This window comes from Sulfitobacter sp. 1A12157 (assembly GCF_043557345.1).
Lineage (GTDB): Bacteria > Pseudomonadota > Alphaproteobacteria > Rhodobacterales > Rhodobacteraceae > Sulfitobacter.
This window is the reverse complement of record NZ_JBIFFV010000004.1, coordinates 117270-140760: the sequence shown is the minus strand read 5'-3', so window position 1 is coordinate 140760 and position 23491 is coordinate 117270. Positions and strand designations below refer to the sequence as shown.

Sequence of the window (23491 nt, the reverse complement as noted above, 5' to 3'; positions counted from 1 at the left end):
CACTGACCGACCATTCCCGCAGCGGCGACCCCAAAACCATTCCTCTCCCGCAGCCTCATCGCGCCCTCTTGCCTGTTGCGTGCGACGCTGCCCTGCCCTACATCGCCCCCATGACAGATACATTGCACATCATCGGCGGCGGCATGGCCGGATCAGAGGCGGCTTGGCAAGCGGCGAACGCGGGCGTGAAGGTCGTGATCCACGAAATGCGCCCCAAGGTCGAAACCTTCGCCCACCAAACCGGGCTTCTGGGCGAGATGGTCTGCTCCAACTCCTTCCGCTCGGATGATGACGAACAGAACGCCGTGGGCCTGCTGCATTGGGAAATGCGCGCCGCCGATGGGCTGATCATGGCCTGCGCCGACAAGAACCGCCTGCCCGCAGGCGGCGCATTGGCGGTAGACCGCGACCCCTTCGCGCAGAGCGTCACCGACACGCTGCTCGCCCACCCCAATATCACCGTGGAATATGGCGAGATCACCGAACTGCCGCGCGATGGCAAATGGATCATCGCCACCGGTCCGCTGACCTCTGGCAAGCTCGCCGAAGCCATCGCGGCCGAAACCGGCGCCGAGGCGCTGGCCTTTTTCGACGCCATCGCACCCATCGTCTATTTCGACAGCATCGACATGTCCAAAGCCTGGATGCAGTCGCGCTATGACAAGGGCGAGACCGAGGAAGAGCGCACCGCTTACCTCAACTGCCCGATGGACAAAGAGCAATACGACGATTTCATCGACGCGCTTCTGGCCGCCGATAAAACCGAGTTCCGCGAGGGCGAAACCGCAGGCTATTTCGACGGCTGCCTGCCCATCGAAGTCATGGCCGAACGGGGCCGCGAAACCCTGCGCCATGGCCCGATGAAACCCGTGGGGCTGACCAATCCGCACCAGCCCGAGGTCAAGGCCCATGCCGTCGTGCAACTGCGCCGCGACAACAAACTGGGCACGCTTTACAATATCGTCGGCTTCCAGACCAAGATGAAGTACGGCGCGCAAACGAATGTTTTCAAACGCATTCCGGGGCTCGAAAATGCACGCTTCGCCCGCTTGGGCGGCATCCACCGGAACTCCTTCATCAACTCGCCGACACTGCTTGACGACCAGATGCGCCTGCGCAGCCGCGACAATATCCGCTTTGCGGGTCAGATCACCGGTGTCGAAGGCTATGTCGAAAGCGCCGCCATGGGCCTGCTGGCGGGCCGCATGGCCGCCGCCGAAATCAAAGGCGGCAGCCTGCCCACCCCGCCCGACAGCACCGCAATGGGCGCGCTGATCACCCATATCACCGGCGGCGCGGAGGCAAAGACCTTCCAGCCGATGAACGTGAACTTCGGCCTTTTCCCCCCGGTCGAAGGGCTGAAATCGGGCCGCCGGGGCCGCAAGGACCGCTACAAAGCCTATACCGATCGCGCAAAGGCCGATTGGCAGGCATGGCTTGATCAAGGTTAACGCGACCGGGGTTAACGCTGGATCCTCGCGCCCATCCCCCATATCCTAGGGGGATGACACAGCATTTCTTTGACAAGGCCTACGCGGCGCGGGACACGAAGGTGATCCGCAGCCTCTATGACGAATGGGCGCGCAGCTATGACGAGGACATCAAGGCGCAGGGCTACGCCACGCCCGACCGCGCCGCTGCCACGCTCGCCGAATTTCTCGACGACAAAGACCTGCCGATCTTCGACATCGGCTGCGGCACCGGGCTGTCCGGCGCGGCGCTGAAACAGGCGGGCTTCACCACCATTGACGGCGGCGATGTATCCGCCGCCATGCTGGCGGAAGCGCGCAGAAAAAGCATATACCGCAACCTGTTAGAACTCGACGTTGACGCGCCACTCCCCTTCGCGCCCGGCGCTTATGCCGCGATCAGCGCCATCGGCGTGATCGGCCCCGGTGCGGCCCCGATCACCCTTTTCGATACGCTGATGCATGGATTAGCAAAGGGCGGTAAGTTACTATTTTCACTCAACGAAAAGGCACTGGAAGATCGCGGCGCTTTGGGCATGATCCACGAATGGACCGATTGCGGCGCGGCAATCCTCCTCTTTGCCGAGGAAGGGCCGCACCTGCCCGGGATCGACATGAAGTCTACCGTATATCTGATTGAAAAGAATTGACACTTACCACCAGATTCGCGCCATCCCCAACCGGGCCGCTGCACCTCGGCCACGCCTATTCCGCGCTTTTGGCCCATGATCTGGCACAGGCGGCAGGCGGCGATTTTCTGCTGCGGATCGAAGACATCGACCAATCCCGCGCGCGCGCTCATTGGGAGGCGCAGATCTACGAAGACCTCGCATGGCTCGGCATCGACTGGCCGCAACCTGTGCTGCGGCAATCGGATCGAATGGCGGCCTATCAAGCCGCATTAGACGCCCTCTGGTCGCGCGGCCTGCTCTATGCCTGCACCTGCAACCGCCGCGACATCGCCGCCGCCATCAGCGCGCCGCAAGAGGGAGCTGAACCCGTCTATGGCCCCGATGGCCTCATCTACCCCGGCACCTGCCGCACGGCAGGCCACCCCAAAGGCAGAGGCGCGCTGCGCCTCGATATGCGTAAGGCACTGGAAACACTCGGCATGACCAAGCTGAGCTTCACCGAAAACGGCCAGGGGCCGAATGCCGAAACCGGAAAGATCACCCTCTCGCCCGACCAGTTGATCGACACGGTCGGGGATGTGGTCTTGGCCCGCCGCGACATGGGCACGTCCTATCACCTCTCCGTCGTGCTCGACGATGCCGCGCAGGGGGTGTCGCTGATCCCACGCGGAGCCGATCTGTTCGAGGCGACCTACATTCATGTGGTGCTACAGGCGCTGCTGGACTTGCCCACGCCGCTGTATCATCATCACCGCCTGATCCGCGATGACAGCGGCAAACGACTGGCCAAACGCGATGACGCCCGCGCCATCGCGCTCTATCGCAAGAACGGCGCCACGCCCGACGAAATTCGTGAAATCATCGGGCTTTAGCGCGCGGTCTTAATCCATTGGCTTCATCAGTTCGACTTCTTCACCGTCTTGAATGCCGGTGTAGAAACAGCTTCGCCGCCCGGTGTGACAGGCCGGCCCGGTCTGATTGACCATCACCAATAGACAATCCCGGTCACAGTCGACCCGCATCTCGACCAGCTTTTGCACATTACCGCTGGTTTCGCCCTTGACCCAAAACGCTTGCCGCGAGCGACTCCAATAGGTGACCTTGCCGCTCTCAAGGCTGCGCGCGATGCTCTCGGCACTCATCCACGCGAGCATCAGCACCTCGTGGGTCTCGGCGTCCTGCGCGATGGCCGGGATCAGACCCGCTTCGTTGAACTGAAGGCTTGCAGGATCAAACGTCATCGGGCACCTCGTCGAAATATTTGCATCTGTCTCTGCGGCGCTTATGTAGGGTTTCAGCACGAAAAGGAACAGCCCATGTCGGATGAGACGGACCTCATCAAGCTCTACTCCGCACGCATTCTCGCACTCGCGGCCGAGATCCCCCACTTGGGCCGAATGGAAGCGCCGCAGGCCAGCGTGAAGCGCCGCTCTCCGCTTTGTGGCTCAACCGTGACAGTCGATGTGCGGGTTGAGGATGGGCATCTGGCCGAGATGAAGCAGGACGTGAAAGCCTGCGCCTTGGGGCAGGCCGCCGCCGCCGTGGTGGGCGATGCCGCCCCCGGCAGGTCGCTTGCGCAGATCGCAACCGCCCGCGATCAACTGCGCGCCATGCTCAAAGGCGAAGGCCCGGTGCCGGATGCCCCCTTTGACGGTTTCGAAGTGCTGAGCCCCGCCACGGCCTATAAAAACCGCCATGCCTCTATCATGCTTAGCATCGAAGCCTTGACGGAGGCGATGCAAGAGGCCGAGGCACCAGCGGACGCGGGCGAACGCTGAGCGCCGCCAGTCTCTGCAAGGCTCCCCCTGAAAGCCAAAAAAACGCCGCACATCCCGCGAAGGATGGCGGCGTCAGTCGGCGTGCCTCATGTGGGTCCCGCTTTGCCGAAACCCGACGCGGACAGGCAAGTCGGCGCATCAAATTGGGACGGATGCAGTGGCAAAGCGGCATGAGAGCCTTGGCAGAACTCAGATAAAGGCGGGCAGATGCAGACCCACCACCAACATCACGATCAAAGCGGCGGCCCCTGCTGCATCTTGCAACAACGTGGCCTGTGACCTGACGGCGATAGATTTCAGGGCAGTGTAAGTCATCATCAGTACCTCCTTATCTGTGTTGCCTCTTTGTTCTCACTTCTTCGCCCGCAAGTAAAGAACTTTTTGAGAACATCCGCGAACATAAAGAGTCTATATGCGCTAACCCACTGTTATCAAACGGATCGCCTCGTCCTGCCGCATGAGCCACAAAAGCACCCTCACGGCCTTGCCACGCGGCCCTTCGAGGCGGGGGTCATCGACCAAAAGCTTACGGGCATCCGATTGCGCCACCGCCATCAGGCCCGCCTGACGCTCTAGGTCCGCCACGCGGAAACGCGGCACGCCGGACTGCGCGGTGCCGATCAAATCCCCCGTACCGCGCATCTGCAGGTCGGTTTCGGCGATGACAAACCCGTCCTCGGATTCGCGCAGCACCTCAAGCCGCTGGCGGCCCGTCTCGCTCAGTGGCGCTTGATACATCAAAAGGCAGGTCGAGGCGCCTGAGCCGCGACCGACCCGACCCCGCAACTGGTGTAGCTGCGCGAGACCGAAAATCTCGGCCCGCTCCACCACCATGATCGTCGCATTGGGCACGTCAACGCCGACTTCGATCACCGTGGTGGCGACCAGCACCTTGGTCTCCCCCGTTTGGAAAGCGCGCATGGCGGCGTCCTTCTCGGCGGGCGGCATCTGGCCGTGGACCAGCCCGACAACGCCCTCGCCCAGAGCGGCACGCAGACGTTTGAACCGGTCTTCCGCCGCCGTAAGATCGCTGACCTCGCTTTCCTCCACCAGCGGACACACCCAGTAGCACTGCCGCCCTTCGCCGATCGCATGGCGCATCCGATCGATGACCTCATCCATCCGTGAGGTCGAGACGAGCGCGGTGCGAATGGGCTGCCGCCCGGGGGGCTTTTCGTCGAGGATCGACACATCCATATCGCCGTATTGCGCCAGCGCCAGACTGCGCGGGATCGGCGTGGCGGTCATCACCAAAACATCGGCGAGCTTCCCCTTGCGGCCCAGTTCCAGCCGCTGCCGCACGCCGAAACGGTGCTGTTCGTCAACCACGGCAAGGCGCAGATCGGCAAAGCTGACATCGACCTGAAAGACCGCATGGGTGCCGACGAGGATCTGGATATCGCCGCGTTCCAGCGCCGCGAGCTTGGCCCGACGCTCGCCCCCCTTGTCGCGCCCGGTGAGCAGTTCCAGCACAACGCCCGCCTGTTCCGCCAGCGGTTGCAGCCCCATAAGGTGCTGACGGGCAAGGATTTCCGTCGGCGCCATCAGCACCGCTTGTCCCCCCGCCTCAACTGCGCGCAAGAGCGCCATGAAGGCCACGAGCGTCTTGCCCGCCCCCACATCGCCCTGCAACAGGCGGTTCATCCGCGTCTCGCGGCCCATGTCGGCGGTGATCTCTTCAATCGCGCGCTGCTGCGCGCCGGTGGGGCGGTAAGGCAAGGACGACAGCACCTTTTGCTGCAGCCGCCCGTCGCCCCGGTTCGCCCGCCCCATTTTGCGCCGCTCATTCTGTCGCGCCAATGCCAATGTGACCTGATGGGCGAAAAGCTCATCATAGGCCAACCGCTCGCGCGCGGGCGCGGTGGCGGTCAGGTCTTCGGCCTTCTGCGGATCGTGGGCGGCCTCTGCAGCGGCGGCGAAATCGGGCCAGCCGGCCTGCGCCACCTGCCCCGGATCGGTCCATTCGGCCACCACCGGCAGCCGTTTCAACGCACCGCGGGTGGCCTTGTACATCAGTTTCTGCGTCAGCCCGGAGGTCAGCGGATAAACCGGCTCAAAATCGGGAATGCTGCTGGCCTGATCCTCCGGCACCGCGAAATCGGGGTAGACCATCTGCGCCATCCCGTCGAAAAACTCCACCCGGCCCGAGACGATGCGGCGGCTGCCTTCGGGCAATTGCCGCTGCCAGTAATCACCCCGCGCGTGGAAATAGACCAGTTGAAAACTGGTCTGCGCGTCTTCGACCATGATGCGATAGGCGCCACCCTTGCTGCGGGCCGGGCGATGCGCGCCAATGGTCACAGCGACGGTCAGCGTCGCGGGCAGATGGGCGTCCTTCACGCTGTCGCGCAGGCGGCGGTCGATGCCGGAATGCGGCAGGGTAAAGATCAGATCGCGCGGCGCTTCGATGCCCAATTGCCCCAGCAATTGCGCGGTCTTTGGCCCCACCCCTTCGAGCGTTTCCAGCCCGGCGAAAAGCGGAAAAAGCTGTTCCGGTCTGCCGCTCATTGGCCGTCGATCAGGGCCAGCCAGCCGTCTTCATCCAAGGTCTCGATCCCCAGTTCCGCGGCCTTCTTGGCCTTGGACCCGGCCCCCGGCCCGGCGACCAGAATGTCGGTCTTGCCGCTGACCGAGCCCGAAACCTTGGCCCCCAAACGCTCCGCCCGGGCCTTGGCCTCGGCACGGCTCATCTTCTCCAAAGTTCCAGTGAAGACGACCGTTTTGCCCGCCACGGGGCTGCCTTCGGTGTCGGGCCGCTCGGCAGGGACTACGGTCAAATGGGCCACCAGCCGGTCGATGGAGGCGCGCTCCGCCTCCTGCGCGAAGGCCGACACGAGCGACCCTGCCATGACGCTGCCCACCCCATCGACGCCGATCAGATCGTCCCAGGCCGGGCCGTCCAGCCCGCGCGCCTCGGCCATGGCGGCCTCGAAACTCTGCCAATCGCCGTAGTGCAGGGCGATCAGGTTCGACGCCGCCTCGCCCACATGGCGAATGCCCAAGGCAAAGATCAGCCGCGCCATCGGGATTTCGCGCCGATCTTCAATGGCTTGGAACAGGTTTTCAGCCGATTTCGGCCCCCAGCCTTCGCGGTTTTTCAACTGCTGCACGCCGCTGCCGTAACGCTCTTTCAGGGTGAAGATATCCGCAGGCTCCGCAATCCAGCCGTCGTGGTAGAACTGTTCGACCTGTTTGGCCCCAAGACCGTCGATGTCAAAGGCTTTGCGGCTCACGAAATGGATCAACTTTTCAACGGCTTGGGCCGGACAGATCAGCCCGCCCGTGCACCGCCGCACCGCATCGCCCGGCTCGCGGATCGCATCCGATCCGCATTCAGGGCAGGTTGTCGGAAAGACGAAAGGCGCCGCATCCTCGGGGCGTTTCGACAGGTCCACATCAGCCACTTTCGGGATCACATCGCCCGCGCGGTAGATCTGCACCCAGTCGCCGACGCGCACATCCTTGCCGCCGCGAATTTCGGCCCCCTTGCTGTCGAGCCCCTTGATGTAATCCTCATTGTGCAGCGTGGCGTTGGAGACGACGACACCGCCCACCGTGACCGGCCGCAGCCGCGCCACGGGAGACAATGCGCCGGTGCGCCCGACCTGAATGTCGATGGTCTCAAGCCGGGTCCATGCCAGTTCGGCGGCGAATTTATGGGCCACGGCCCAACGCGGGGTGGTCGAGCGAAAACCGAGCCGGTCCTGTAGGGCGAGGTCATCGACCTTGTAGACCACGCCGTCGATGTCATAGCCAAGGGTGGCGCGCTGCGCCTCGATCGTCTCGTAATGGGCGACCATTTCGCCCGGCCCCTCGCAGAGCGCGGTCAGAGGGTTGGTCGAAAACCCCAGTTCCGCCAAACGGTCGATGGCCGCCTTTTGGGTGTCGGCCAGGGGGGCCGAAAGCGCGCCCCAGGCATAGGCGAAGAACCGCAGGGGCCGCGCGCGGGTGATTTCGGGGTCCAATTGGCGCAGCGATCCGGCGGCGGCGTTGCGTGGGTTGGCAAAGGTCTTGCCGCCCCTTTCGGCCTGCCGCGCGTTCAGGGCCGTAAAATCGGCGTGGCTCATATAGACCTCGCCGCGCACCTCCAGCAGATCGGGCGCGTTCTTGAGCTCCTGCGGGATGTCTTGGATCGTGCGGGCGTTCGCGGTGACATTCTCGCCCACGGCACCATCGCCGCGGGTGGCGGCTTGGACCAGCACGCCGTTTTCGTAGCGCAGAGAAAGTGACAGCCCGTCGATCTTGGGCTCGGCCGTATAGGCCAGCGGCGCATCGGCGCCGAGGCCGAGGTATTTGCGGATTCGTCCGTCGAATTCGGTCACTTCCTCGGCGTCGAAAGCATTGGCGAGCGAGAGCATCGGCGCCGCATGGCGTATCTTTCCAAAACCTTCGGCGACCGGCGCGCCGACCTGTTCGGAGGGGCTATCGGCGCGCTTGAGGTCCGGGAAACGCGCTTCGATCTCGGCATTGCGGCGTTTGAGCACGTCATATTTCGCATCGGAAATTTCCGGTGCATCATCCGTGTGATAGGCGGTATTGGCCGCGCTCAACACCTCGGCCAGCCGGGCCAATTCCGTCTCTGCCTGCGCTTTGGTCAGCGCTTCAACCTCGATCTGGGATGTCACGATCTGCCCCCGATATTGTCATCTGTCGCTTAGATAGGTGGCGATCAGGGGCAGGTCTAGCGATTTCAAGGCCAATGGTTTCAAGCCCGGGCCGAGGGGGATCAGGCGCTGGCGGCCAAGTCCAACGGGACCGGGTCAGGATCGCGCAGCACATAGCCGCGGCCCCAGACCGTTTCGATATAGCTCTCCCCGCCGGTGGCCTGGCTCAGCTTTTTGCGAAGTTTGCAAATGAAGACATCAATGATCTTCAACTCAGGCTCATCCATGCCGCCATAGAGATGGTTGAGAAAGACTTCACTGTCTCGCCGATTCAATCGCTTAGTTTCTGAAATTCAAAAGACATAGCGAAAACAAAGCCGGAATCTTATACCGCGTGTGGAACGCCCTAGAGGTCTGCGCGAAACCTGCGCCCGCCATGCACTTACGGGGAAACCGCCCCCATTCTGCCGCTATGTGGCTCAATGGGTTGCGGGGGGATTGGAAACGGTTATTGCGTTGTGACCTGCTCGAAGTCGGCTAATTCCAGCGTATGCCAGCGGCCATCAGATGCAGGGCCAGCCACGGCGAAAACAGCTTCTGCCGCTTCGCAGTCCTCGCCCCATTCATCTAGCCAGTTGGTGACAGGAACGGTGGAGCCGCCGCACATCAGCACTAGCCCAAGGTCGCGGTTGATTGCCTCAACTGCCATGGTTGCACCTCCGGGGCATTCTCTCCTGACGATGCAGGTTCCAGCGCCAAGGGCGGCGAGGGTCGATCCACAGCGACCACAGCCAAGTGATGGACGATTGCGGGTGATAACCTGCCAGCGCCAGTTGCCCCGAATTTGTCCACGTCCAGAATGACAGCCCCCAGATGCGAAGGCGGGGGAAACCCCATGGCGCGAGATGCTTGGAGCCAATGCGGATGATTGCCGGGCCGATCTTGATGTGGTTTCGCATATCTCTCTCCTATGTTGAGGGGGGCTTAGCGTTGAGAGCGCAGATGCGGAGAAAGGTTGACACGCCTAGCCCCGCCGCCTGCGCTGCCGCCGCGATCCGCTCATATTCATCTTCTGTCATCATGACGGGCACCCGCTTTGTGCGGGCAGGCTTGCCAAGGGATTCATTTGTTGGTCGGGACACTATTTTTTCCATGTGCTGATTATGCCCTAGTAATCGCTTGCGCACAAGATGGGAATGTGATTAATATGGACATATTAAAGGAGGCGATATATGACTGACCGAAAGTTCATACGAGGGCATAAGACTCTGGTCGATGGGTCGCGAGTTGCGTTATCTGAGGACGAAGCCGCAAGCATCATCGCGCAGATTGATGCCGCTGATAAAGCCCGTGCTGACACAATGCCGACCGTTGTGGACTGTCAGCGCTCTGAATGCTCATATGTTCGTCGCCATTGGCCCAGCTAACCCCACCCCCTAGCGCAGAAGGAGAGAGACATGATACCGAAGGTCAAAGACGTGTTGGCGCAATCATATGGCATCACCAGTCGGGAGAACCGCCGCCGCTTTCTACTGATGCAGATGGAAGCTGTTGCAGCCCTTCACCAGCCATTACTGGACGCATACACTTTGTTGATTGATGACGATGGAGCCACCCATGACTGAGACAGCACCGGAACGGATATGGGCTGCAGCCGAGGCTGGGTCAGATGACTTTGATGCAGGAACATTCTGCACCGTGGATGATGGGGGAGTTCCATACGTCCGCGCCGATCTGCTGGATGATGCGGTGAAGGCGCTGGAGGAAATCGACAAGAAGTTCGAGTACCACAACTTTTTAGAAAGCAGCCCTGTAAGGCATCTCGCCCGCGCCACCCTCGCCAAGCTAAGGAGCCACCCATGACCAATGCAAACGCATTACCGATAAAAGTAGCGACAGATGAAACCGTCAGCATGGCGCATTATAACGCTGCTATGGATGCAAAGGATGCTCGCATAGACGCGCTAAAGAAGGCGCTCGAACTGGCCGACGCCCGCTTTCACATGCACGGGATGGCCACAATGACCGAGCGGCTGGAGGAATACGGGTATGAACACGAGGCGCAAGTTCATGGCCTTGAGGACCACCGCGCCGCGCTTGGGGAGGGCGATTAACAGCCCTATCCCCCTGTAACGGGCAATAACAGCCTAATGACGCTCAATCGGAGAGGCCCATGACCCAGAAAAAGCCACCCTGCCCGACAATCCTGCGACAGCTTCTGCGATATGAGCCGGAAACCGGAAAGCTTTTCTGGCGAACGCTAGGGGCTGCCCACTTCGGGGATACGACCGGTCGCAAGGCTGACCATACCCAGAAGAATTGGAACGCCAAGTATGCGGGCAAAGAGGCTTTTACCTGCGCCAATGCCAGCGGGCATAAGCGCGGCAATATTCGAGGGAAAGGGCTTCTAGCGCATAGGGTGGCTTGGGCCATTTATTACGGGTCTTGGCCTGATGGGATAATAGACCACGTGGACATGAACCCCGCCAACAATGCGATTGATAATCTTCGGTTGGCTACTAAGCGACAGAACGGGTGCAACCGACGCACCGTAGGCCGGTCAAAGTATCTTGGCGTTTGTTGGCACAAGGCTGCCAAGAAATGGAAGGCAAGTATTTCCGTCTATAATCGTTCAACTTATCTAGGTGTTTTCGAGAATGAAGAGGACGCGGCGGCTGCATACGACAGAGCGGCCAGGAAGTTTCATGGTGAATTTTCCCGACTCAACTTCCCCGATCAATAGGATCAATCGCGCGCAGGACTACCCCATCAACCTTGTGGAAAGTAATGGATTGGATGGCTCTTCGTCCACCGTACCCCATAGAGGCGGCGTAACTATCGGGCGGGCAAAATGCTCTAAGGCTCTCCCATTTCAGAGGCCCAATATCCTTTGACGCGTCGTGGTGGACATGCCCCGTATACAGGTAGCGATGCCGTGTGTCGGACCAGAACGGGCAAACGTCGCTAAGATACATCGCCAGCCGATCCGGTTTTGCCTTGTCGCCATGGTGGCCCGCAATCAGACACTTGCCCCATTGCATCATGAATAGGTCGCGCGGCTCTTTCTCAACGGTCACGCGGTTGCAATCCCGATACCGCTCCGCAAGGGCGAAGGTCAGGACAAGGTGCGCGTGTTCGTCGTGGTTGCCGCGCAGCACCCGCACCAGCACGTCAGAGTGTTTTTCGCTTAGGCGGTCAATGACCTTGGCAAGCAACGCCACCCCATCATTCAGCACCTTCCAGTGCCGCCCGTCCACGTCCAGCTTGTGCTTGCTCTGCGGGGTTTCGGCGCGGTTATCATCTGCATGAAAAAAATCGCCACCTATGACAAGCACCGCTTGCTTGCTGGGGGGGGTTAGCGCGTCCAGCTTGTCGAAGGCGTAGGACATATCGCCCGCCGCCGTCTTCATGTCGTAATTGGTTTCGCCTGTCTCCCTGCCCCATGCCTGCATACCAAAATGCACGTCCATGAGCGGATAGAGCGAACATAGGTCTTCCATGACGTTTGCGGGGGGATTGGCAGGGGTAGCCGCTGGAACACCCGCAAAGGCATCCTGTAGCCCCGCTATGAGGCTCTGCGCGTCTTGCTCTGGCATCTTCCACCGGGTGGATATGCGCGAACCCGTCTCAGGGTCCACATTGACGATCCACCCACCCTGCGCCTCGCCGGGGGTAATAGCTGCGTTCTGGATGGCGTTGCGGACGCCTTTGGAGAGGTCCAACCCCCTCGCCTTTCCGATCATCACGCGATGCCGGAATGTGTTGATATTCACGCCAAGCGCTGCTGCTGCCTGCATGTTGCTGTTGTGATGCTCTGCCTTGGCTTGGATCGCTTCAAGGCATTGCGCGTCTGTGAGGGGCGGCGTAGGCACTCAGGAAGCCTCACCCGTCATGCGGCGCAGGTTGGCAACGCCTTCAAGATACCCGTCCACCGATACGCGGACACAGAACACGTTGTATTTCATGCGGGGGTCAGTCACCCTCTCATTGAGAAACTTGGTCATGCCTGCGCGGGTCTTTTCGCACTCGGCTAGGGTGGCGAAGGTTCGCGGCTCATAGCCGTCGATAACGTGCGGAGACAGGTCCGCTGGCGTTGTGAATAACGCCACCAGTACAAACCAGTGCATGGCAGTTTCCTTTTGAGAGGAGGTTATCGCTTGCCGCGATAGAGGATGCACCGGGTGTTTGGATGCGCCCAAGACGCCCACCAGTGCCATTGATGCCGCTCGTTCTCAGGAATGAGATGCCAGCGGGCTTTGAGGAAGTCGGAGATAGGAAACAGCATGGCGAGGTTGAATGCCGCAGAGGCAGCCTGCCCGCCGAGATACGCGCGGACCTCCGGCCATCCGTCGCCCAGCAGGTATTGCAGAAAATCCCAATAGCCCGAACGCGCGAGGGACACGACAGCAACCCCCATCGCCCCGCGCATCAGGTACCGCCCAAACGGGCCGATATGGCTGCGGAACATGGGGAAGAAGGCCCGCAGCACCAGAAAGAAGCCAGCGGCCACGAGAGAGGCGGAAAATACGTTAATCGGCAGCATTGGATTGCCCCTTTTCAATAGAGTGTGAGAGGGCGTTTTGCAGGGCGATCATTTCCTCCTGCATGGCTTTCCGTACAGCCTTGAGATTGTCGCGCGTTTCGTCTTGCTCACGCTCTGCGCGGGTCTTGAACCATTCTCGGACTCGCATCTCATCGCCCCCCCTTTTGGAGCAACTCGGTCGCGGTCCGTAACAGTGCCATTGCGTCGAAAACTTGCTTGAGTGTTGCTCTATCGTTTTCGCGGTTTTCCTTGTGCATAGATTGGTTTTGTCGGTACTGCGCCACGTTGGCGAGGATCGACAGGCCCAGCAGAATGCCGAAGGGGCCGAACTGCGCTAATTCTGAGATAAGCCCGTCCATCAGCGCCGCACCCCTAGCAGTGCAAGCCCACCTATGCTGGCGAGGATGATATAGCCCTGCCACTCAGCCATAGCACCCGGTAGAGCCGCGATAGTCCACGTCTGGGGGAAAGCGCACCCGGCGCACCACAAGAGGCTGTAGAGCACCACTGCGATGTAATGCAGGGCCGTAGGCACCGCGAACAGCAACAGCGTCCAGAAGCCCCCTGCCCGCAGCCAATCGGCCCGCGTCTGCATGTGGGTTTTGATGATCTCGGCTTTAATGGCATCGCGGTCTGTCTGCGCGGCGATGTAGCGGTCAACCGACGACATGGCGCGGTCGAGAACCCCGCCCGTCAGCCACTTGAGGAACCACATCACCTTTGATCCCGTAACCGCGCCACAAGGAACGCAAGGAACATGAAGCCCGCGATATACGGCATGGCCCATTCCGGCACCTGCGCTTTCAACTCAGGCGGCATCTGCGCCCATGCGACCGGGGCCACGGCGATGATGGCGGCAACGTGGGTTGAGTTCCACCGCCACCAATTACGGGCATCTGAGACAAGTTTCATTTGCGGAATACTCCGAGGATTGCGGCGATCAGCGCGGACAGCCAGTGTTGCTGAGCGGGCTTGGCGGGCGTGCTTTCAACCGGGGCAGCGGAGGCATCAGCCACAGCATCGCGCCGCACCTCGTCAACGCGGCGCTGCCACCCCCTGCCGAATGTTCCCCACGTCCGCAGGCGCTTGAGAAAGGCTAGCCGATCATCGCAAAGCAGGTTAATCGCAATGATGGGCCGCGCCTTCTGAGCGGCGGCAATTGTCACCGGACCCATGACGCCATCGGCTTTGACGCTTAGCACGTTTTGCAGGTACTTGATTGCCCGTGATGGCCCGCTATTCACAGCGAAGTCAGCCACGGCATAGTCTAGCCCCGCAGGCAGATCATCACCGCGCACCGCGTTCCAGTATTGGTAGCGGTACACCTTCACAGCCTGCTCAGTGGTCAGCGCCTTGAGGTCGGCAACTGTGCCACTAGCTTTGATATAGCGGCGATATGTGGCGATTGTGATGCCCTTATTCGTGGCTTTTCCGGGGTCCTTGGGGTGATTTACGAACCCGCCTTCGTGGCGCAAAATTCGCGCAATAGACACTTCCGCCCGATTCGATGCCATGTTAGATTTCTCCTTGCGACAAACAGGGGTTTTGCATGAGACTTATTGATGAGACTGGAAACCGATACGGGCGATTAATCGCAGTAAAGCGATTGCCCAGCACGGGGCGCCGCACACTGTGGTTGTTCAAGTGCGACTGTGGAGCGGAGAAGGAAGCGCCTATAGAGCGCGTAAAGATTGGGTACACCCGAAGCTGCGGGTGCCTTCGACGCGAGGTTACGGCAGAACGATCCACAACCCACGGCCACAGAAGGGGGCGCAAGTCGTCAAGAGAGTGGAAGTCATGGCAACACGCAAAAGCCAGATGCCATGACCCAAACGACCCCAAATTCAAGAATTACGGGGCTCGCGGTATTTCGATGTGCGCTCTTTGGCGCGATAGTTTCGAAGCGTTCCTGTCATACATGGGGGAATGCCCGCCGCGCATGACCTTGGATCGTATTGATGTGAATGGGAACTATGAGCCCGGCAACTGCCAGTGGGCAAATGCATCAACGCAAGCAAGAAACAGAACGGACAACGTTTGGGTTAAGACAGATTCCGGGCCGATGATATTGAAGGACTTTGCGGCTATGACAGGTGTCCCTTACAAGCGCTTACACTACCGGGTTAAGGTCAAGGGGATGGACCCTGTCGATGCGGCGGCGGAGTTGGCGGGGGAGTAACCCGCCCTCATGCTTGAGAATACGGCGGATCGCATGGTCAGCGTTCTGCTTCATATGTCACCTGTTATTTAGGAAAGCGCCGCTCATAGCTTCGGCGCGTGTGTTGCGGCTCAGCCCACGCGAATAGCCAGTCGAGAACGCGGCCAATCCGACGCCAAGCCCGCTTGTCCTTCCGCCACCACGCATAAGCGCAGAGCGTCATGGGCTGGCCTGTCAGCAAGCGGCAGATGCGCGAAGACACCCGCTCGCAGAGGGTCAGGAAAACCGCCATAGGATCACCGCCAATGTCATTGCTAAGCGCTGTGCCTTGCCCACGTCATCGGCCTTTAGGGCATCGCAGAATGCAGCCGCAGCACTTACGCGGTCCCAGCCATCGGCAAGCGCGTAGTCATGCAGCGCCGCCGCTTTGAGGAACCGCGTATCGTGGGGGTTGAACACCCACCGCAGCAGCCGTGGGATTGATACGTCGAAGGGGAAACTTGTGGGGACGGTAAGCCACAGGTCAGACCCCTTGCGCCCCACCTCCCAAGCTATCGGCGCGGTGGTGATGTACCCCGCGCCGTGCCGCGCCCACGGGTAGCGGGCGGCAGTGTAGGCGCTCATTTAGGGCCAATGCGTATCGTCGGCATAGTCAGCCGGGATGCCTTCGGGGAAGTCGCCCGTGCCGTCTTTCATCGCCCAGCTAACCGCCATGACAGCCTCAAACCAGTTCATCGACTGCGTAACAAGGCTAATCATCTGATCCGGCGTCAAGTTGTGCGTCACATCGTCAGCGGCGCGGATGTTCAGCACCGGGTCAGTGACCCCCGCCGCTTTGTAACCCTGCGCCCTCGTTAGTAGCGCCAGATATACCGTGCGGTCAAACTCACGACCTTGTAGCGGGATCGGGTCTGCAACCCCGGCAACTGTGAACGCACTACCTACCTCTAGGCGTCTGGTGCGCTCGGCGTTTACGTCCGCGTCAGTTGCCGCAGGAGCAGGCGGACGCGTGAAGGTTTCACCGTCATAGAGCCAGCCGATTTGTGCAACTTCGCTTGCGACCCAGTTGCCAGCGAGGGGTTCATCAGCTAATGCGACATTGGCGACTTTGCCATTTTCAATGATTGCGTATTTCATAGCTGCCTCCTTTACCAAGACCAGACCCGGACACGTCCGGGCGCACCATCGCCGCCGCCGCCGTTATTGATTGACCCACCACCGCCACCGCCGGGGGTTTGTCCATCGCCCCCTTTAACACCGGAAGTATAAGAGCCAGAACCGCCATTCCCTGCGAATTTAGACACCCCACCCGGAGTGTCAGACGAATAACTAGAATTAGCACCCCCACCGCCGCCGCCTCCGTAAGTTGTCGCCCCTCCACGCCTTACGTCTTCTACCGCGTCCCCTGCTCCACCATATCCTGAATGCGGGAAGTAAACTGCCAGCATGTCGAAGGCACTTTTGGAGATGCCTTTCTTTACCGCACCTGCTGGTGTGGGTGTGATTTGGTTTCCGCCATACCCACCAGACGCGGTAATCAATGACCCCATTGAGGTGCTGCCGCCATCAGATGCGGTTGATTCCGCCCCATTGGCTGTGCCTAATCCGCCCGCGCCAATAACAATGCTTTCGCTCGAAGACACATCCGCAGCCAAGAATAATCGGGACACCCCTTCACCGCCGGACCCGCCCGCTTTGGAAGATGCCCCCGGATGGTTGCCGCCGCCGCCGCCGCCTCCAACAGCTTCAACATAAACAAAACTAACGCCTTCCGGCTTCGTCCATGTGCCGGATGTTAAGAACTCCTGATAATCCGCAACGCTACCTGCGCTGATGTAGTCGCTCAAGCTGCCCATTATGCAGACCCTCCTGTGAGACGGACTTGCCATTCCGTGCCGTCAAAGATTGCTGTGAAGTACCCGCCGTCAGCATCTGCTGCGAAGGTGGCGGCACCGTCGATATCGCTGCCATTGCCATCTACGGTTAGATTGTTATTCGTGAACCAGTTTAGGCCGGCGTCGGAAAACCACACATCATCTCCGGCATTAGGGGATGCGGGGAGCGTCACGGTAAAAGCGCCCGCGCTAGTGTCCGCAATGATCCGGTCGCCTGCGATAGCAGTATATGCGCCTGTTTTGACCTGCCATACGCGATCCGCTGCGCCGACAGTCCCGCGCATGGTTGCCGCGTCTGCATCATCCAACAGCCCTCGCGCGAAAGCCGTCAGGGGGGTAAGCGCCGCCTCATCGTCCGCCGTATAATAGGCCAACCGATCCGCCGCAGGGGTTAACGGGATGAGCGCATTGACTGAATCAGATAGCAGATTAGCCCGCGCATCGGCTGCGCTGGTCGCGCCCGTACCGCCCGCAGTTATAGGCCGCGCGTCGTTGAGGTCATTCTTGATGTCCTCCAGCGGCTCGTTGTGTTGGCTGGCGCTGGCAACCTGCCCGTCTGTGGCTAAGTAGCCAGCGGGAAGGCTATACACGCCCGATGATCTTGGCATGGCAGTTCTCCGTTGTTAAACAGCCCTCTTGCGCCGTTGGGGAACGGTCGCCATATTGGTGGGCATGGTTAGATTGATATTGATTGCAGCGCTTCCGCTGCTTGCCGCTTGCGCAGAACAGATTGCCGCGAAAGCAACTGAATCCTGCGAAGGGTATGGATTTACGCCGGGCAGTGAGCAATTCGCCGTCTGCGTGATGAAGGAAACGCAGAGCCGAAAAGCCGCTTTAGCCGCCGCAATAGCGGACAGCGGCGACAGCTTTAATCAATCGATGAACGCTAATCGCTCCATGTCCTGCACATCGCATGTGCCTGCTTATGGCTCATACGTTCGCACGACCTGCTACTAGGGGGCCGATTTGGACTTCTATTATTTTTTGCAGGTTGTCGCGGCAGTCATTCTCGCAAATGTCGCATCATTCGCTTTCTTCATGGCTGCGATGAAATGCAGTAAACTACAGAAACAGGGCGTGAAAGACGACGCCTTGCCTCTTTGGGTTTATGCCTGTTTGCTAGCCCCCCTTGGCCTTGCCGGTTGGGGCGTGTCGTTACTGGCCTAAAGCAGCCTCTCCACCTTCACGCATTGGCTGACGTAGCAGCGCCTCTATCAACCGACGCTTGCTTTGAGAACTCATGTCCTGCCGCAATGCAGGCTCTAACGCCTTTACTGGATCATCCGACATAAGTGCGCGAGCAATTAGCTGCCGTGTCGCATCATTTTGCCCCTTAGCAGCCGGTCCAAGAACCCCGCCAACTTTCGCAACAGCGTCACCAAACTGGAAGTTAAGGGCCGATCTACCCGCCCCCATCAACCCGCTTGCCGCCTCGCTAGTGCCACCAATATCTTGCAGATTGTCAGCGGTGCGAGAGCCACCAAGCGCCCGGTTTTGCACCTCCCACATGTCGTTCTCGCGCCCAATCCGTCGCCCGTACAGGCTAGGATCAACCGCCATGGCTTGAGCCTCCGCATCACGCTTGGGGCTTTGAAGGATCTTCGCCTTGTTCGCTGTGGGCGCTGTGTTCGCCTCAATTTTGGATAGGAGGCTGTCGCCATACCCCACCCGTGCCGCCTGCTGTTGTGGCGGCGTCATTGAGCCGAACTGCGATACGGTGTCCGAAGAACGCCGCGCCGGACGCGCCATATCAGCGCCTTGGTCTACAGCATCAATCACGCGACTTGCATCGCGGAACCCGTCATTTGCCGCCCGGTACATGTCGGATGATGCCTCAAGTGCGCCATCCAGTTCACTTGCCAGCTTTCCGAGTTCGCGGGCTTCGTTGTTGCGCCCCGCTCGCACGGCAGCGCCGATATCATCCTGAATAGATTGCTTGACGCCTAGAACACGGTCGAAGTCGCTCAACTCGCGCGCAGTCTCGCCATCAGGCGCAGGATCAGCCGCAAGCCGCTTACGGTAGCCCGCTAACTTTCCGTCAATGGCATCGCCTGCCACATTGCTACCCTGCATCCCCCCGATACGGCTATCAATCACGCCAAGAGCGCCGCGCACATCCACAGGGGCAGCATTCCCCCGCGCCGCATCATAAGCGCTATTTGCAGACGCGCTACGGGCCTCTGTGAGCCTGCCAGCCTCTTTAGCTGCCGTAGTGCCGTTAAGGCCAAAACCTTCGTCTACAAACTCAGCTACGCGCTCGCCCTGCCCTGCCTGCCGTTTTCTCAGGAACTCAGCAATCTCTGCACCGCTATCGCCGCCCGCTCGTGCCAAGCCGGAAGCCTGCCGTTGACCGGGAACGCCCACAGCGTCCATCATCCGGTATTGCGACTGGCCCTCTTGAGCCGCGCGCATCACTGCTTCGCCTACCTCATCAGGGTTCTTCTTACTGGCGCGGAGCATCTCGGCGATTACGCGGTTCGCTTTGCCTTGGTTGGCGTTCCCGGTCATTGTGTCGATAACGCCTGTCATGGGGTCTTTCACAGCGTTTTTAACTGCTGCGCCACCTTTGACGACAATAGGGGCCGCAACGCCCGCAATACCGCCCATCGCTGCACCTTTACCAATGCTTGGGGCGAGGTCGCGACCATCCGCATGTCCTGCACCCTGTGCGCCGCCGCCCAATGCGCCTAGAATCCCACTTCGTACGGCTGTGTTCAGTAGGCCGTTCCCCGTGGCGAGTGACGCGCCAGTAAGCGCAGGTACAGACCCGCCCGCAATCTCCCCCGCCCCGTATTGCAGCGGGTTTGCAGACTGCGAAGCCTCGTTCTGAGCGCGTACACGATCACGTTCCGAGGTGTAGCGTTCTCCCATGGTGCCGGACATGTCCCGCGCCATGTTGCCTTGATCATCAACCGTGCTGCCAAAAATAGCCGAACGGACGCCCGCCATTTCGTCACCAAAGCCAAATGTCCCGCCCTGCATTGCGCCGTCAAAAGCGGATGTGGCTTTGCCTTGGAACTCGGCAACGGCTGCGGGGTTGGCGGATACACCGCCGGGGTTATCCGGCAGGCCGAGGTCTTGGGCCTTGCGCTTGCGGGCGGCTGCGGCAAGGGCGAGGGCTTCAAATTCTTCCATCACTTATTCCCCTGCTTGATTGCCCACATTTCTTCCAGCGTGACGCCGTACCGCTCAGCCGCGCGCTGTGCACTTGGATCAGCCGAAAACGCCTCAAAACCGCCCGCGCCTGCCGAGCTTGGCACCTGACCGCCGCGCGCCGTTACGTCGCGTTTCTTTTGCTCGATGAAGGCGTTGAGAACGGCTTTCTTTTCAGACGGCGACTTATCAGGATCGCCCAAGGTTGCGCGCAGGGTGTCGCCTTCTTTCGCGGTGAACGCCGCGCCGAATGTCTGGCGCAGAAGCGGCAGCACTTGGTTATCCACGACCGCGATATACTCAGTCCGCGCTTTGGCTCCTTCGGTCGGGCTAAGGCCCAACTGCTTGCGCCCTTCATTGTAGGCTTGGCCCGCCCAAGTGTAGGTCGCTTCGTCAGCCAACTTATCAAGCTGCCCTGCGACCTCCATCAAGCCCGGTAGGTTGCGTTCCATTTCGGCAAGTTCGGAACTGCTTTCAACGTCAGACTTACCTTGCGCAGCGCCCGCCGCCTTGACTCGCTCAGCATCGCCGCCTGTCTCAATATTTGCCATATTGGTTGCTGTTGTCTTAGCCCCCGCCTGCAAGCCTGCGCCGCGTGTCGCCATGAACTCAGCATATTGAGGCGAACCGGGTTCATATCCCGCGTCGATGGCTTGCATTTTAAGAGCGCGGTAAGTTGCTGGATCGCCGCCGCCGTTGACGACGAACGCCTCATATTCAGGAGTGCCGGGTTCCAGCCCCCCTTGCTCTGCGCGCCATTGCAATTCCTGCACAGCGGTCGGCAGATCGGACGCGCCGCCGCCCTCACGCTTGCGGATCGCCTCATCGTAGGCAAGTCGCATTTTAAGCTGCTGCTGTGGGTCAGTTGCCGCCTGCGCCCGCTCAAGAGCCTGCGCAGCAATAGCCCGCTGTTCATCACTAAGGAACGGCTGCGCAAGTACACGCTGGATTTCCGACACAGAAGGCCCGCTATACTGGTATTCAGAAGGCAGTTCAGCGATGCCCGGCTGTGCTTGGGCTTGCATAGCCTGCGCGCCACCTCCCGGCAACTGTATGGACTTCGCAATGCTGGCAACGCTGCGCGCATAGTTTGGGTCAGTCGCATAGCCGGATTTGCCCAATTCAGCCACTTGTGAATCAAGGTCAGGCGCTGAGAGCATCCCACGGTAACGCGGGTTTTCCTGCAAGAACGACGCATATCCGTCCACGCTGTCGCCCATATCCTCATAGCCGCGAAAGCTGTCATTGATGCGGACAGTCTTGCCGTTAACAACCTCATTCGTCGCCATCGTATTGCCGCCAGACTTGCCGTGCGACTTGATGCCGAAATAATTGTTCCCCGGCGCATGTTTGCCCCATCCGGTTTCCTGCGCTGATTGTGCAATTACAAGGCGCGGGTCCAGCCCGGTTTGCTCAGACACCCGCATCGCGTGGGGCATCATCGCTTGGATAAACTCAGCCTTGCCGCCAGTGGGGGCCGATGCCTTACCAGTGTCAGACTTAGAAGCCGCTGTACGCTTGAGAACAGCATTCGCCACCGCCCCAACACCGCCGGAGGACGTGCTAAAGGTTGGCTCTGTACTTGCGAACACGCTGTCAAAGATAGACGAAGCCGCATCCTGCCCCGCCTTCTCATCCTTTCCTGCACGTTTTGCGATCAACGCCCCCGCAATTTTGCCAGAGGCATAGTCTAGCCCCTCTCCGACGCTCTGCGGGGTGCCGCCGCGCTTCATCATAGCTTGAGCAATCGCCCGGCGCTGCTTTAGCTGTTCAGGGGTGACGCCGGTATTGCCGCCGAAAATATAGGACATTACGCCGCCTCCATCGCTTTGCCGTAGTCAACCGCCATCATGCCCCCGTCCATGAAGACAATGGCCGAAGGATCAACCGCCATAACTTCGTCAGCCATGAAGCCGACGCGCACCGCATCACTGTCGTTGTACTTGTACCGGTAGACCGGCAAGCGCCCGTAGGTGCCTATGGGTTCAATATCGCGCTTGAGGCGACGGTCTGAACCCATAATCATTGCAGACCCAAGGTTGCCGCCAAGGCCAAGCAAGCCGCCCATGAGGCTTTGGCTCTGCGCTTGCTGCTGCTGCCAAATATTCAGGCGCTGATTGTAGTTATCCATCTCTAGCCCCGCGCGGTCTACAGTCGGAATAGACGGCATGGACGTGTTGACGAAGTTAGGCTGCTGCACCTGACCTGTGCCGAGAAGCGCGCCGATTTCGTTAATCGGCTGGTTGCGCATTGCCATCATCTCTTGGAAAGCGCCGGACCGGTCCGCATCCTTGCGGCCCTCAAGAGCCATCTGCTCTGCGAAGTTCTGGCCGATAACATCGTTGTTAAATCCAACACGCGCCATCTCGGCCTGGTTGTTCTGGTTCGTGCCTTGGTTGTAGAACTGAGATTCCGTTGCGTTCTGGCCGAACTGTTGGCTCTGCGCCGCGTTGCCGAATTGCCCACGGCCCAGAAGCTGGTTGTAGTTTTGGCCCTGTGCCGCGTTTTGGAACTGCGCCCGATCCGCCTCCATCCCAACCATGCGCGATTGTTCCTCGCCACCGGCCAAGATTGCTTGCATTCTCGCATCGTTGGATTGCTCGCCAAAGCGGCTCATAGCGCGGTCATAGGCGGTTGAGCCTTCCCGCACCCCTTGGTTAATCAAAGACGTGCGCAGCGCCTCTTGATCGCGCTCTAGCGACGGGTTGAGGCGCGACATCAGCGCATCTTCTACCCGCTGGCGATCCTCGGAGAAGTCCGTTCCGTAGGATTTGGTAATATCGCCCGCGTCTGCAAACCCGCGCTGGATGTTCCCCGCGTCAGCAATGCTCGTTGTGGCCTGAGCCATAGGACCAAGGAACGCGCGCTCTTTCGTGTTGATGTTGGACGCAGAGCCGCGCGCAGGCAGTCCGCTGGTGTCCATAGGGCTTGAGAGAAGCTGACCAATGCGGCCCGACTGATCCCGCGCCAATTCGGCCATATTGATAGACGCGCCTGTGTTGGCGTCCTGAATCCGCTGTCCGTCCTCAGTCAGCGACGTGTTGGCCGTGAATGTGGGGATATCGTACACGTTCCCGTTGTTTGGGTCGGTGTATTGATAGGAGCCGGTCTGGTCATAGGACAGCGAGCCAAGCGGGGTTGTCTGGTTGACGTTCCCCAAGTGCGCGTTGGCAATGGCTGTGCCGATGTTGTTAGCCGTTTGTGCGCCCGCCGTCTCTTTTGGATCAGGGGGTGCTGGCGCTTTAGACTTACCCATTGC

31 protein-coding genes and 1 pseudogene are annotated in these 23491 nt (G+C 60.2%); 10 read left to right on the top strand and 22 right to left on the bottom strand.

Translation table 11 applies throughout. The annotated features are described in order from the left end of the window. Window positions 1–110: 110 nt before the first annotated feature. Genes trmFO through gluQRS form a run of 3 tightly spaced genes read left to right on the top strand, consistent with a single transcriptional unit; the run spans window position 111 to window position 2973 of the window. The gene (gene trmFO / locus ACGYLC_RS09415; protein WP_394422764.1) at window positions 111–1451 is read left to right on the top strand and encodes a methylenetetrahydrofolate--tRNA-(uracil(54)-C(5))-methyltransferase (FADH(2)-oxidizing) TrmFO; all 1341 of its coding nucleotides are present in this window, start codon (window positions 111–113) and stop codon (window positions 1449–1451) included. A gap of 53 nt (window positions 1452–1504) precedes the next feature. Beyond that, window positions 1505–2119 (top strand): class I SAM-dependent DNA methyltransferase, encoded by a 615-nt coding sequence (locus tag ACGYLC_RS09410; RefSeq protein WP_394422763.1) that lies wholly within the window; start codon window positions 1505–1507, stop codon window positions 2117–2119. Next, on the top strand, window positions 2116–2973 hold the full coding sequence (gluQRS, locus tag ACGYLC_RS09405) for a tRNA glutamyl-Q(34) synthetase GluQRS (protein ID WP_394422762.1): 858 nt from the start codon (window positions 2116–2118) through the stop codon (window positions 2971–2973). Before ACGYLC_RS09410 ends, gluQRS begins: the two co-directional genes overlap by 4 nt. Before the next feature lie 9 nt (window positions 2974–2982). On the opposite strand, the gene hisI is transcribed toward gluQRS, so the two are convergent. Further along, on the bottom strand, window positions 2983–3342 hold the full coding sequence (gene hisI / locus ACGYLC_RS09400) for a phosphoribosyl-AMP cyclohydrolase (RefSeq protein WP_394422761.1): 360 nt from the start codon (window positions 3340–3342) through the stop codon (window positions 2983–2985). Window positions 3343–3417: 75 nt separating this feature from the next. Here hisI and ACGYLC_RS09395 point away from each other — a divergent pair, with 75 nt between their 5' ends. Then, window positions 3418–3879, top strand: coding sequence for an iron-sulfur cluster assembly scaffold protein (locus ACGYLC_RS09395; RefSeq protein WP_394422760.1), 462 nt, complete (start codon window positions 3418–3420; stop codon window positions 3877–3879). A gap of 189 nt (window positions 3880–4068) precedes the next feature. On the opposite strand, the gene ACGYLC_RS09390 is transcribed toward ACGYLC_RS09395, so the two are convergent. The 6 genes and pseudogenes from ACGYLC_RS09390 to ACGYLC_RS09365 form a co-directional block, all read right to left on the bottom strand. After that, window positions 4069–4197, bottom strand: a complete 129-nt coding sequence (locus ACGYLC_RS09390) for a hypothetical protein (protein WP_269451604.1) — start codon at window positions 4195–4197, stop codon at window positions 4069–4071. A gap of 99 nt (window positions 4198–4296) precedes the next feature. Continuing rightward, on the bottom strand, window positions 4297–6387 hold the full coding sequence (recG, locus tag ACGYLC_RS09385) for an ATP-dependent DNA helicase RecG (protein WP_394422759.1): 2091 nt from the start codon (window positions 6385–6387) through the stop codon (window positions 4297–4299). Next, window positions 6384–8504: an NAD-dependent DNA ligase LigA gene (gene ligA / locus ACGYLC_RS09380; RefSeq protein WP_394422758.1), complete on the bottom strand. Its 2121-nt coding sequence runs from the start codon at window positions 8502–8504 to the stop codon at window positions 6384–6386. Before ligA ends, recG begins: the two co-directional genes overlap by 4 nt. 101 nt (window positions 8505–8605) lie before the next feature. Continuing rightward, a pseudogene (locus ACGYLC_RS09375) lies at window positions 8606–8800 on the bottom strand (helix-turn-helix domain-containing protein); the annotation flags it as partial. A 191-nt stretch (window positions 8801–8991) separates the two neighbouring features. Next, complete coding sequence (locus ACGYLC_RS09370; RefSeq protein WP_394422757.1) at window positions 8992–9192, bottom strand: hypothetical protein; 201 nt, start codon at window positions 9190–9192, stop codon at window positions 8992–8994. A gap of 259 nt (window positions 9193–9451) precedes the next feature. Continuing rightward, a complete protein-coding gene (locus ACGYLC_RS09365) occupies window positions 9452–9637 on the bottom strand; it encodes a plasmid mobilization protein (RefSeq protein ID WP_394422756.1) in 186 nt (61 codons plus the stop codon). A 303-nt stretch (window positions 9638–9940) separates the two neighbouring features. Between ACGYLC_RS09365 and ACGYLC_RS09360 the strand changes: the two genes are divergently transcribed. From ACGYLC_RS09360 to ACGYLC_RS09345, 4 genes are read left to right on the top strand one after another with little or no spacing between them, the layout of a single operon-like run. After that, window positions 9941–10108: a hypothetical protein gene (locus tag ACGYLC_RS09360; protein WP_209273735.1), complete on the top strand. Its 168-nt coding sequence runs from the start codon at window positions 9941–9943 to the stop codon at window positions 10106–10108. Further along, window positions 10101–10346, top strand: a complete 246-nt coding sequence (locus ACGYLC_RS09355) for a hypothetical protein (protein WP_394422755.1) — start codon at window positions 10101–10103, stop codon at window positions 10344–10346. Before ACGYLC_RS09360 ends, ACGYLC_RS09355 begins: the two co-directional genes overlap by 8 nt. Then, entirely contained in the window at window positions 10343–10597 is a 255-nt protein-coding gene (locus ACGYLC_RS09350) for a hypothetical protein (protein WP_394422754.1), read from the top strand. Before ACGYLC_RS09355 ends, ACGYLC_RS09350 begins: the two co-directional genes overlap by 4 nt. A 59-nt stretch (window positions 10598–10656) precedes the next feature. Next, window positions 10657–11226, top strand: coding sequence for an HNH endonuclease (locus tag ACGYLC_RS09345; RefSeq protein ID WP_394422753.1), 570 nt, complete (start codon window positions 10657–10659; stop codon window positions 11224–11226). Here the strand turns inward: ACGYLC_RS09345 and ACGYLC_RS09340 are convergent. The 12 genes from ACGYLC_RS09340 to ACGYLC_RS09285 all read right to left on the bottom strand — a co-directional run bounded on the left by ACGYLC_RS09340 (window position 11207) and on the right by ACGYLC_RS09285 (window position 17669). Further along, the gene (locus ACGYLC_RS09340; protein ID WP_394422752.1) at window positions 11207–12355 is read right to left on the bottom strand and encodes a hypothetical protein; all 1149 of its coding nucleotides are present in this window, start codon (window positions 12353–12355) and stop codon (window positions 11207–11209) included. The two genes, ACGYLC_RS09345 and ACGYLC_RS09340, sit on opposite strands and share 20 nt — an antisense overlap. Continuing rightward, on the bottom strand, window positions 12356–12610 hold the full coding sequence (locus ACGYLC_RS09335; RefSeq protein ID WP_394422751.1) for a hypothetical protein: 255 nt from the start codon (window positions 12608–12610) through the stop codon (window positions 12356–12358). Window positions 12611–12633: 23 nt separating this feature from the next. Continuing rightward, a complete protein-coding gene (locus ACGYLC_RS09330) occupies window positions 12634–13026 on the bottom strand; it encodes a hypothetical protein (RefSeq protein ID WP_394422750.1) in 393 nt (130 codons plus the stop codon). Further along, the gene (locus ACGYLC_RS09325) at window positions 13013–13174 is read right to left on the bottom strand and encodes a hypothetical protein (protein ID WP_394422749.1); all 162 of its coding nucleotides are present in this window, start codon (window positions 13172–13174) and stop codon (window positions 13013–13015) included. Before ACGYLC_RS09325 ends, ACGYLC_RS09330 begins: the two co-directional genes overlap by 14 nt. A 1-nt stretch (window position 13175) precedes the next feature. Then, a complete protein-coding gene (locus tag ACGYLC_RS09320; protein WP_394422748.1) occupies window positions 13176–13385 on the bottom strand; it encodes a hypothetical protein in 210 nt (69 codons plus the stop codon). Next, entirely contained in the window at window positions 13385–13741 is a 357-nt protein-coding gene (locus tag ACGYLC_RS09315; protein ID WP_394422747.1) for a hypothetical protein, read from the bottom strand. The genes ACGYLC_RS09320 and ACGYLC_RS09315 overlap by 1 nt, the downstream gene beginning before the upstream one ends. Further along, the gene (locus tag ACGYLC_RS09310) at window positions 13741–13938 is read right to left on the bottom strand and encodes a hypothetical protein (protein WP_394422746.1); all 198 of its coding nucleotides are present in this window, start codon (window positions 13936–13938) and stop codon (window positions 13741–13743) included. Before ACGYLC_RS09310 ends, ACGYLC_RS09315 begins: the two co-directional genes overlap by 1 nt. Further along, window positions 13935–14540 (bottom strand): glycoside hydrolase family 108 protein, encoded by a 606-nt coding sequence (locus ACGYLC_RS09305; RefSeq protein ID WP_394422745.1) that lies wholly within the window; start codon window positions 14538–14540, stop codon window positions 13935–13937. Before ACGYLC_RS09305 ends, ACGYLC_RS09310 begins: the two co-directional genes overlap by 4 nt. Window positions 14541–15460: 920 nt before the next feature. Further along, entirely contained in the window at window positions 15461–15808 is a 348-nt protein-coding gene (locus ACGYLC_RS09300) for a DUF1353 domain-containing protein (RefSeq protein WP_394422744.1), read from the bottom strand. Continuing rightward, window positions 15809–16321, bottom strand: a complete 513-nt coding sequence (locus tag ACGYLC_RS09295; protein ID WP_394422743.1) for a hypothetical protein — start codon at window positions 16319–16321, stop codon at window positions 15809–15811. 11 nt (window positions 16322–16332) lie between these two features. Beyond that, window positions 16333–17031, bottom strand: coding sequence for a hypothetical protein (locus ACGYLC_RS09290; RefSeq protein ID WP_394422742.1), 699 nt, complete (start codon window positions 17029–17031; stop codon window positions 16333–16335). 8 nt (window positions 17032–17039) lie between these two features. Then, window positions 17040–17669 (bottom strand): hypothetical protein, encoded by a 630-nt coding sequence (locus tag ACGYLC_RS09285; RefSeq protein WP_394422741.1) that lies wholly within the window; start codon window positions 17667–17669, stop codon window positions 17040–17042. Between the two features lie 91 nt (window positions 17670–17760). Between ACGYLC_RS09285 and ACGYLC_RS09280 the strand changes: the two genes are divergently transcribed. Together ACGYLC_RS09280 and ACGYLC_RS09275 are read left to right on the top strand one after the other, a co-directional pair. Further along, the gene (locus tag ACGYLC_RS09280) at window positions 17761–18036 is read left to right on the top strand and encodes a hypothetical protein (protein ID WP_394422740.1); all 276 of its coding nucleotides are present in this window, start codon (window positions 17761–17763) and stop codon (window positions 18034–18036) included. A gap of 9 nt (window positions 18037–18045) precedes the next feature. Next, a complete protein-coding gene (locus ACGYLC_RS09275; RefSeq protein ID WP_394422739.1) occupies window positions 18046–18246 on the top strand; it encodes a hypothetical protein in 201 nt (66 codons plus the stop codon). Here the strand turns inward: ACGYLC_RS09275 and ACGYLC_RS09270 are convergent. Genes ACGYLC_RS09270 through ACGYLC_RS09260 form a run of 3 tightly spaced genes read right to left on the bottom strand, consistent with a single transcriptional unit; the run spans window position 18235 to window position 23488 of the window. Continuing rightward, window positions 18235–20214 carry a hypothetical protein gene (locus ACGYLC_RS09270; RefSeq protein WP_394422864.1) on the bottom strand — a complete coding sequence of 660 codons (1980 nt, stop codon included), beginning with the start codon at window positions 20212–20214 and terminating at the stop codon, window positions 18235–18237. The two genes, ACGYLC_RS09275 and ACGYLC_RS09270, sit on opposite strands and share 12 nt — an antisense overlap. After that, a complete protein-coding gene (locus tag ACGYLC_RS09265) occupies window positions 20214–22043 on the bottom strand; it encodes a glycoside hydrolase family 73 protein (protein WP_394422738.1) in 1830 nt (609 codons plus the stop codon). Before ACGYLC_RS09265 ends, ACGYLC_RS09270 begins: the two co-directional genes overlap by 1 nt. Beyond that, window positions 22043–23488, bottom strand: a complete 1446-nt coding sequence (locus tag ACGYLC_RS09260) for a tail fiber domain-containing protein (RefSeq protein ID WP_394422737.1) — start codon at window positions 23486–23488, stop codon at window positions 22043–22045. The genes ACGYLC_RS09265 and ACGYLC_RS09260 overlap by 1 nt, the downstream gene beginning before the upstream one ends. Between the last annotated feature and the right edge of the window lie 3 nt (window positions 23489–23491).

Bases quoted from the DNA above. Each gene is read 5' to 3' on its own strand.
- trmFO (WP_394422764.1), top strand. From the start codon at position 111: ATGACAGATACATTGCACATCATCGGCGGCGGCATGGCCGGATCAGAG.
- ACGYLC_RS09410 (WP_394422763.1), top strand. From the start codon at position 1,505: ATGACACAGCATTTCTTTGACAAGGCCTACGCGGCGCGGGACACGAAG.
- hisI (WP_394422761.1), bottom strand. From the start codon at position 3,342: ATGACGTTTGATCCTGCAAGCCTTCAGTTCAACGAAGCGGGTCTGATC.
- ACGYLC_RS09395 (WP_394422760.1), top strand. From the start codon at position 3,418: ATGTCGGATGAGACGGACCTCATCAAGCTCTACTCCGCACGCATTCTC.
- ACGYLC_RS09390 (WP_269451604.1), bottom strand. From the start codon at position 4,197: ATGATGACTTACACTGCCCTGAAATCTATCGCCGTCAGGTCACAGGCC.
- recG (WP_394422759.1), bottom strand. From the start codon at position 6,387: ATGAGCGGCAGACCGGAACAGCTTTTTCCGCTTTTCGCCGGGCTGGAA.
- ACGYLC_RS09370 (WP_394422757.1), bottom strand. From the start codon at position 9,192: ATGGCAGTTGAGGCAATCAACCGCGACCTTGGGCTAGTGCTGATGTGC.
- ACGYLC_RS09365 (WP_394422756.1), bottom strand. From the start codon at position 9,637: ATGGAAAAAATAGTGTCCCGACCAACAAATGAATCCCTTGGCAAGCCT.
- ACGYLC_RS09360 (WP_209273735.1), top strand. From the start codon at position 9,941: ATGATACCGAAGGTCAAAGACGTGTTGGCGCAATCATATGGCATCACC.
- ACGYLC_RS09355 (WP_394422755.1), top strand. From the start codon at position 10,101: ATGACTGAGACAGCACCGGAACGGATATGGGCTGCAGCCGAGGCTGGG.
- ACGYLC_RS09350 (WP_394422754.1), top strand. From the start codon at position 10,343: ATGACCAATGCAAACGCATTACCGATAAAAGTAGCGACAGATGAAACC.
- ACGYLC_RS09345 (WP_394422753.1), top strand. From the start codon at position 10,657: ATGACCCAGAAAAAGCCACCCTGCCCGACAATCCTGCGACAGCTTCTG.
- ACGYLC_RS09335 (WP_394422751.1), bottom strand. From the start codon at position 12,610: ATGCACTGGTTTGTACTGGTGGCGTTATTCACAACGCCAGCGGACCTG.
- ACGYLC_RS09330 (WP_394422750.1), bottom strand. From the start codon at position 13,026: ATGCTGCCGATTAACGTATTTTCCGCCTCTCTCGTGGCCGCTGGCTTC.
- ACGYLC_RS09325 (WP_394422749.1), bottom strand. From the start codon at position 13,174: ATGCGAGTCCGAGAATGGTTCAAGACCCGCGCAGAGCGTGAGCAAGAC.
- ACGYLC_RS09320 (WP_394422748.1), bottom strand. From the start codon at position 13,385: ATGGACGGGCTTATCTCAGAATTAGCGCAGTTCGGCCCCTTCGGCATT.
- ACGYLC_RS09315 (WP_394422747.1), bottom strand. From the start codon at position 13,741: ATGTGGTTCCTCAAGTGGCTGACGGGCGGGGTTCTCGACCGCGCCATG.
- ACGYLC_RS09310 (WP_394422746.1), bottom strand. From the start codon at position 13,938: ATGAAACTTGTCTCAGATGCCCGTAATTGGTGGCGGTGGAACTCAACC.
- ACGYLC_RS09305 (WP_394422745.1), bottom strand. From the start codon at position 14,540: ATGGCATCGAATCGGGCGGAAGTGTCTATTGCGCGAATTTTGCGCCAC.
- ACGYLC_RS09300 (WP_394422744.1), bottom strand. From the start codon at position 15,808: ATGAGCGCCTACACTGCCGCCCGCTACCCGTGGGCGCGGCACGGCGCG.
- ACGYLC_RS09295 (WP_394422743.1), bottom strand. From the start codon at position 16,321: ATGAAATACGCAATCATTGAAAATGGCAAAGTCGCCAATGTCGCATTA.
- ACGYLC_RS09270 (WP_394422864.1), bottom strand. From the start codon at position 20,214: ATGGAAGAATTTGAAGCCCTCGCCCTTGCCGCAGCCGCCCGCAAGCGC.
- ACGYLC_RS09265 (WP_394422738.1), bottom strand. From the start codon at position 22,043: ATGTCCTATATTTTCGGCGGCAATACCGGCGTCACCCCTGAACAGCTA.
- ACGYLC_RS09260 (WP_394422737.1), bottom strand. From the start codon at position 23,488: ATGGGTAAGTCTAAAGCGCCAGCACCCCCTGATCCAAAAGAGACGGCG.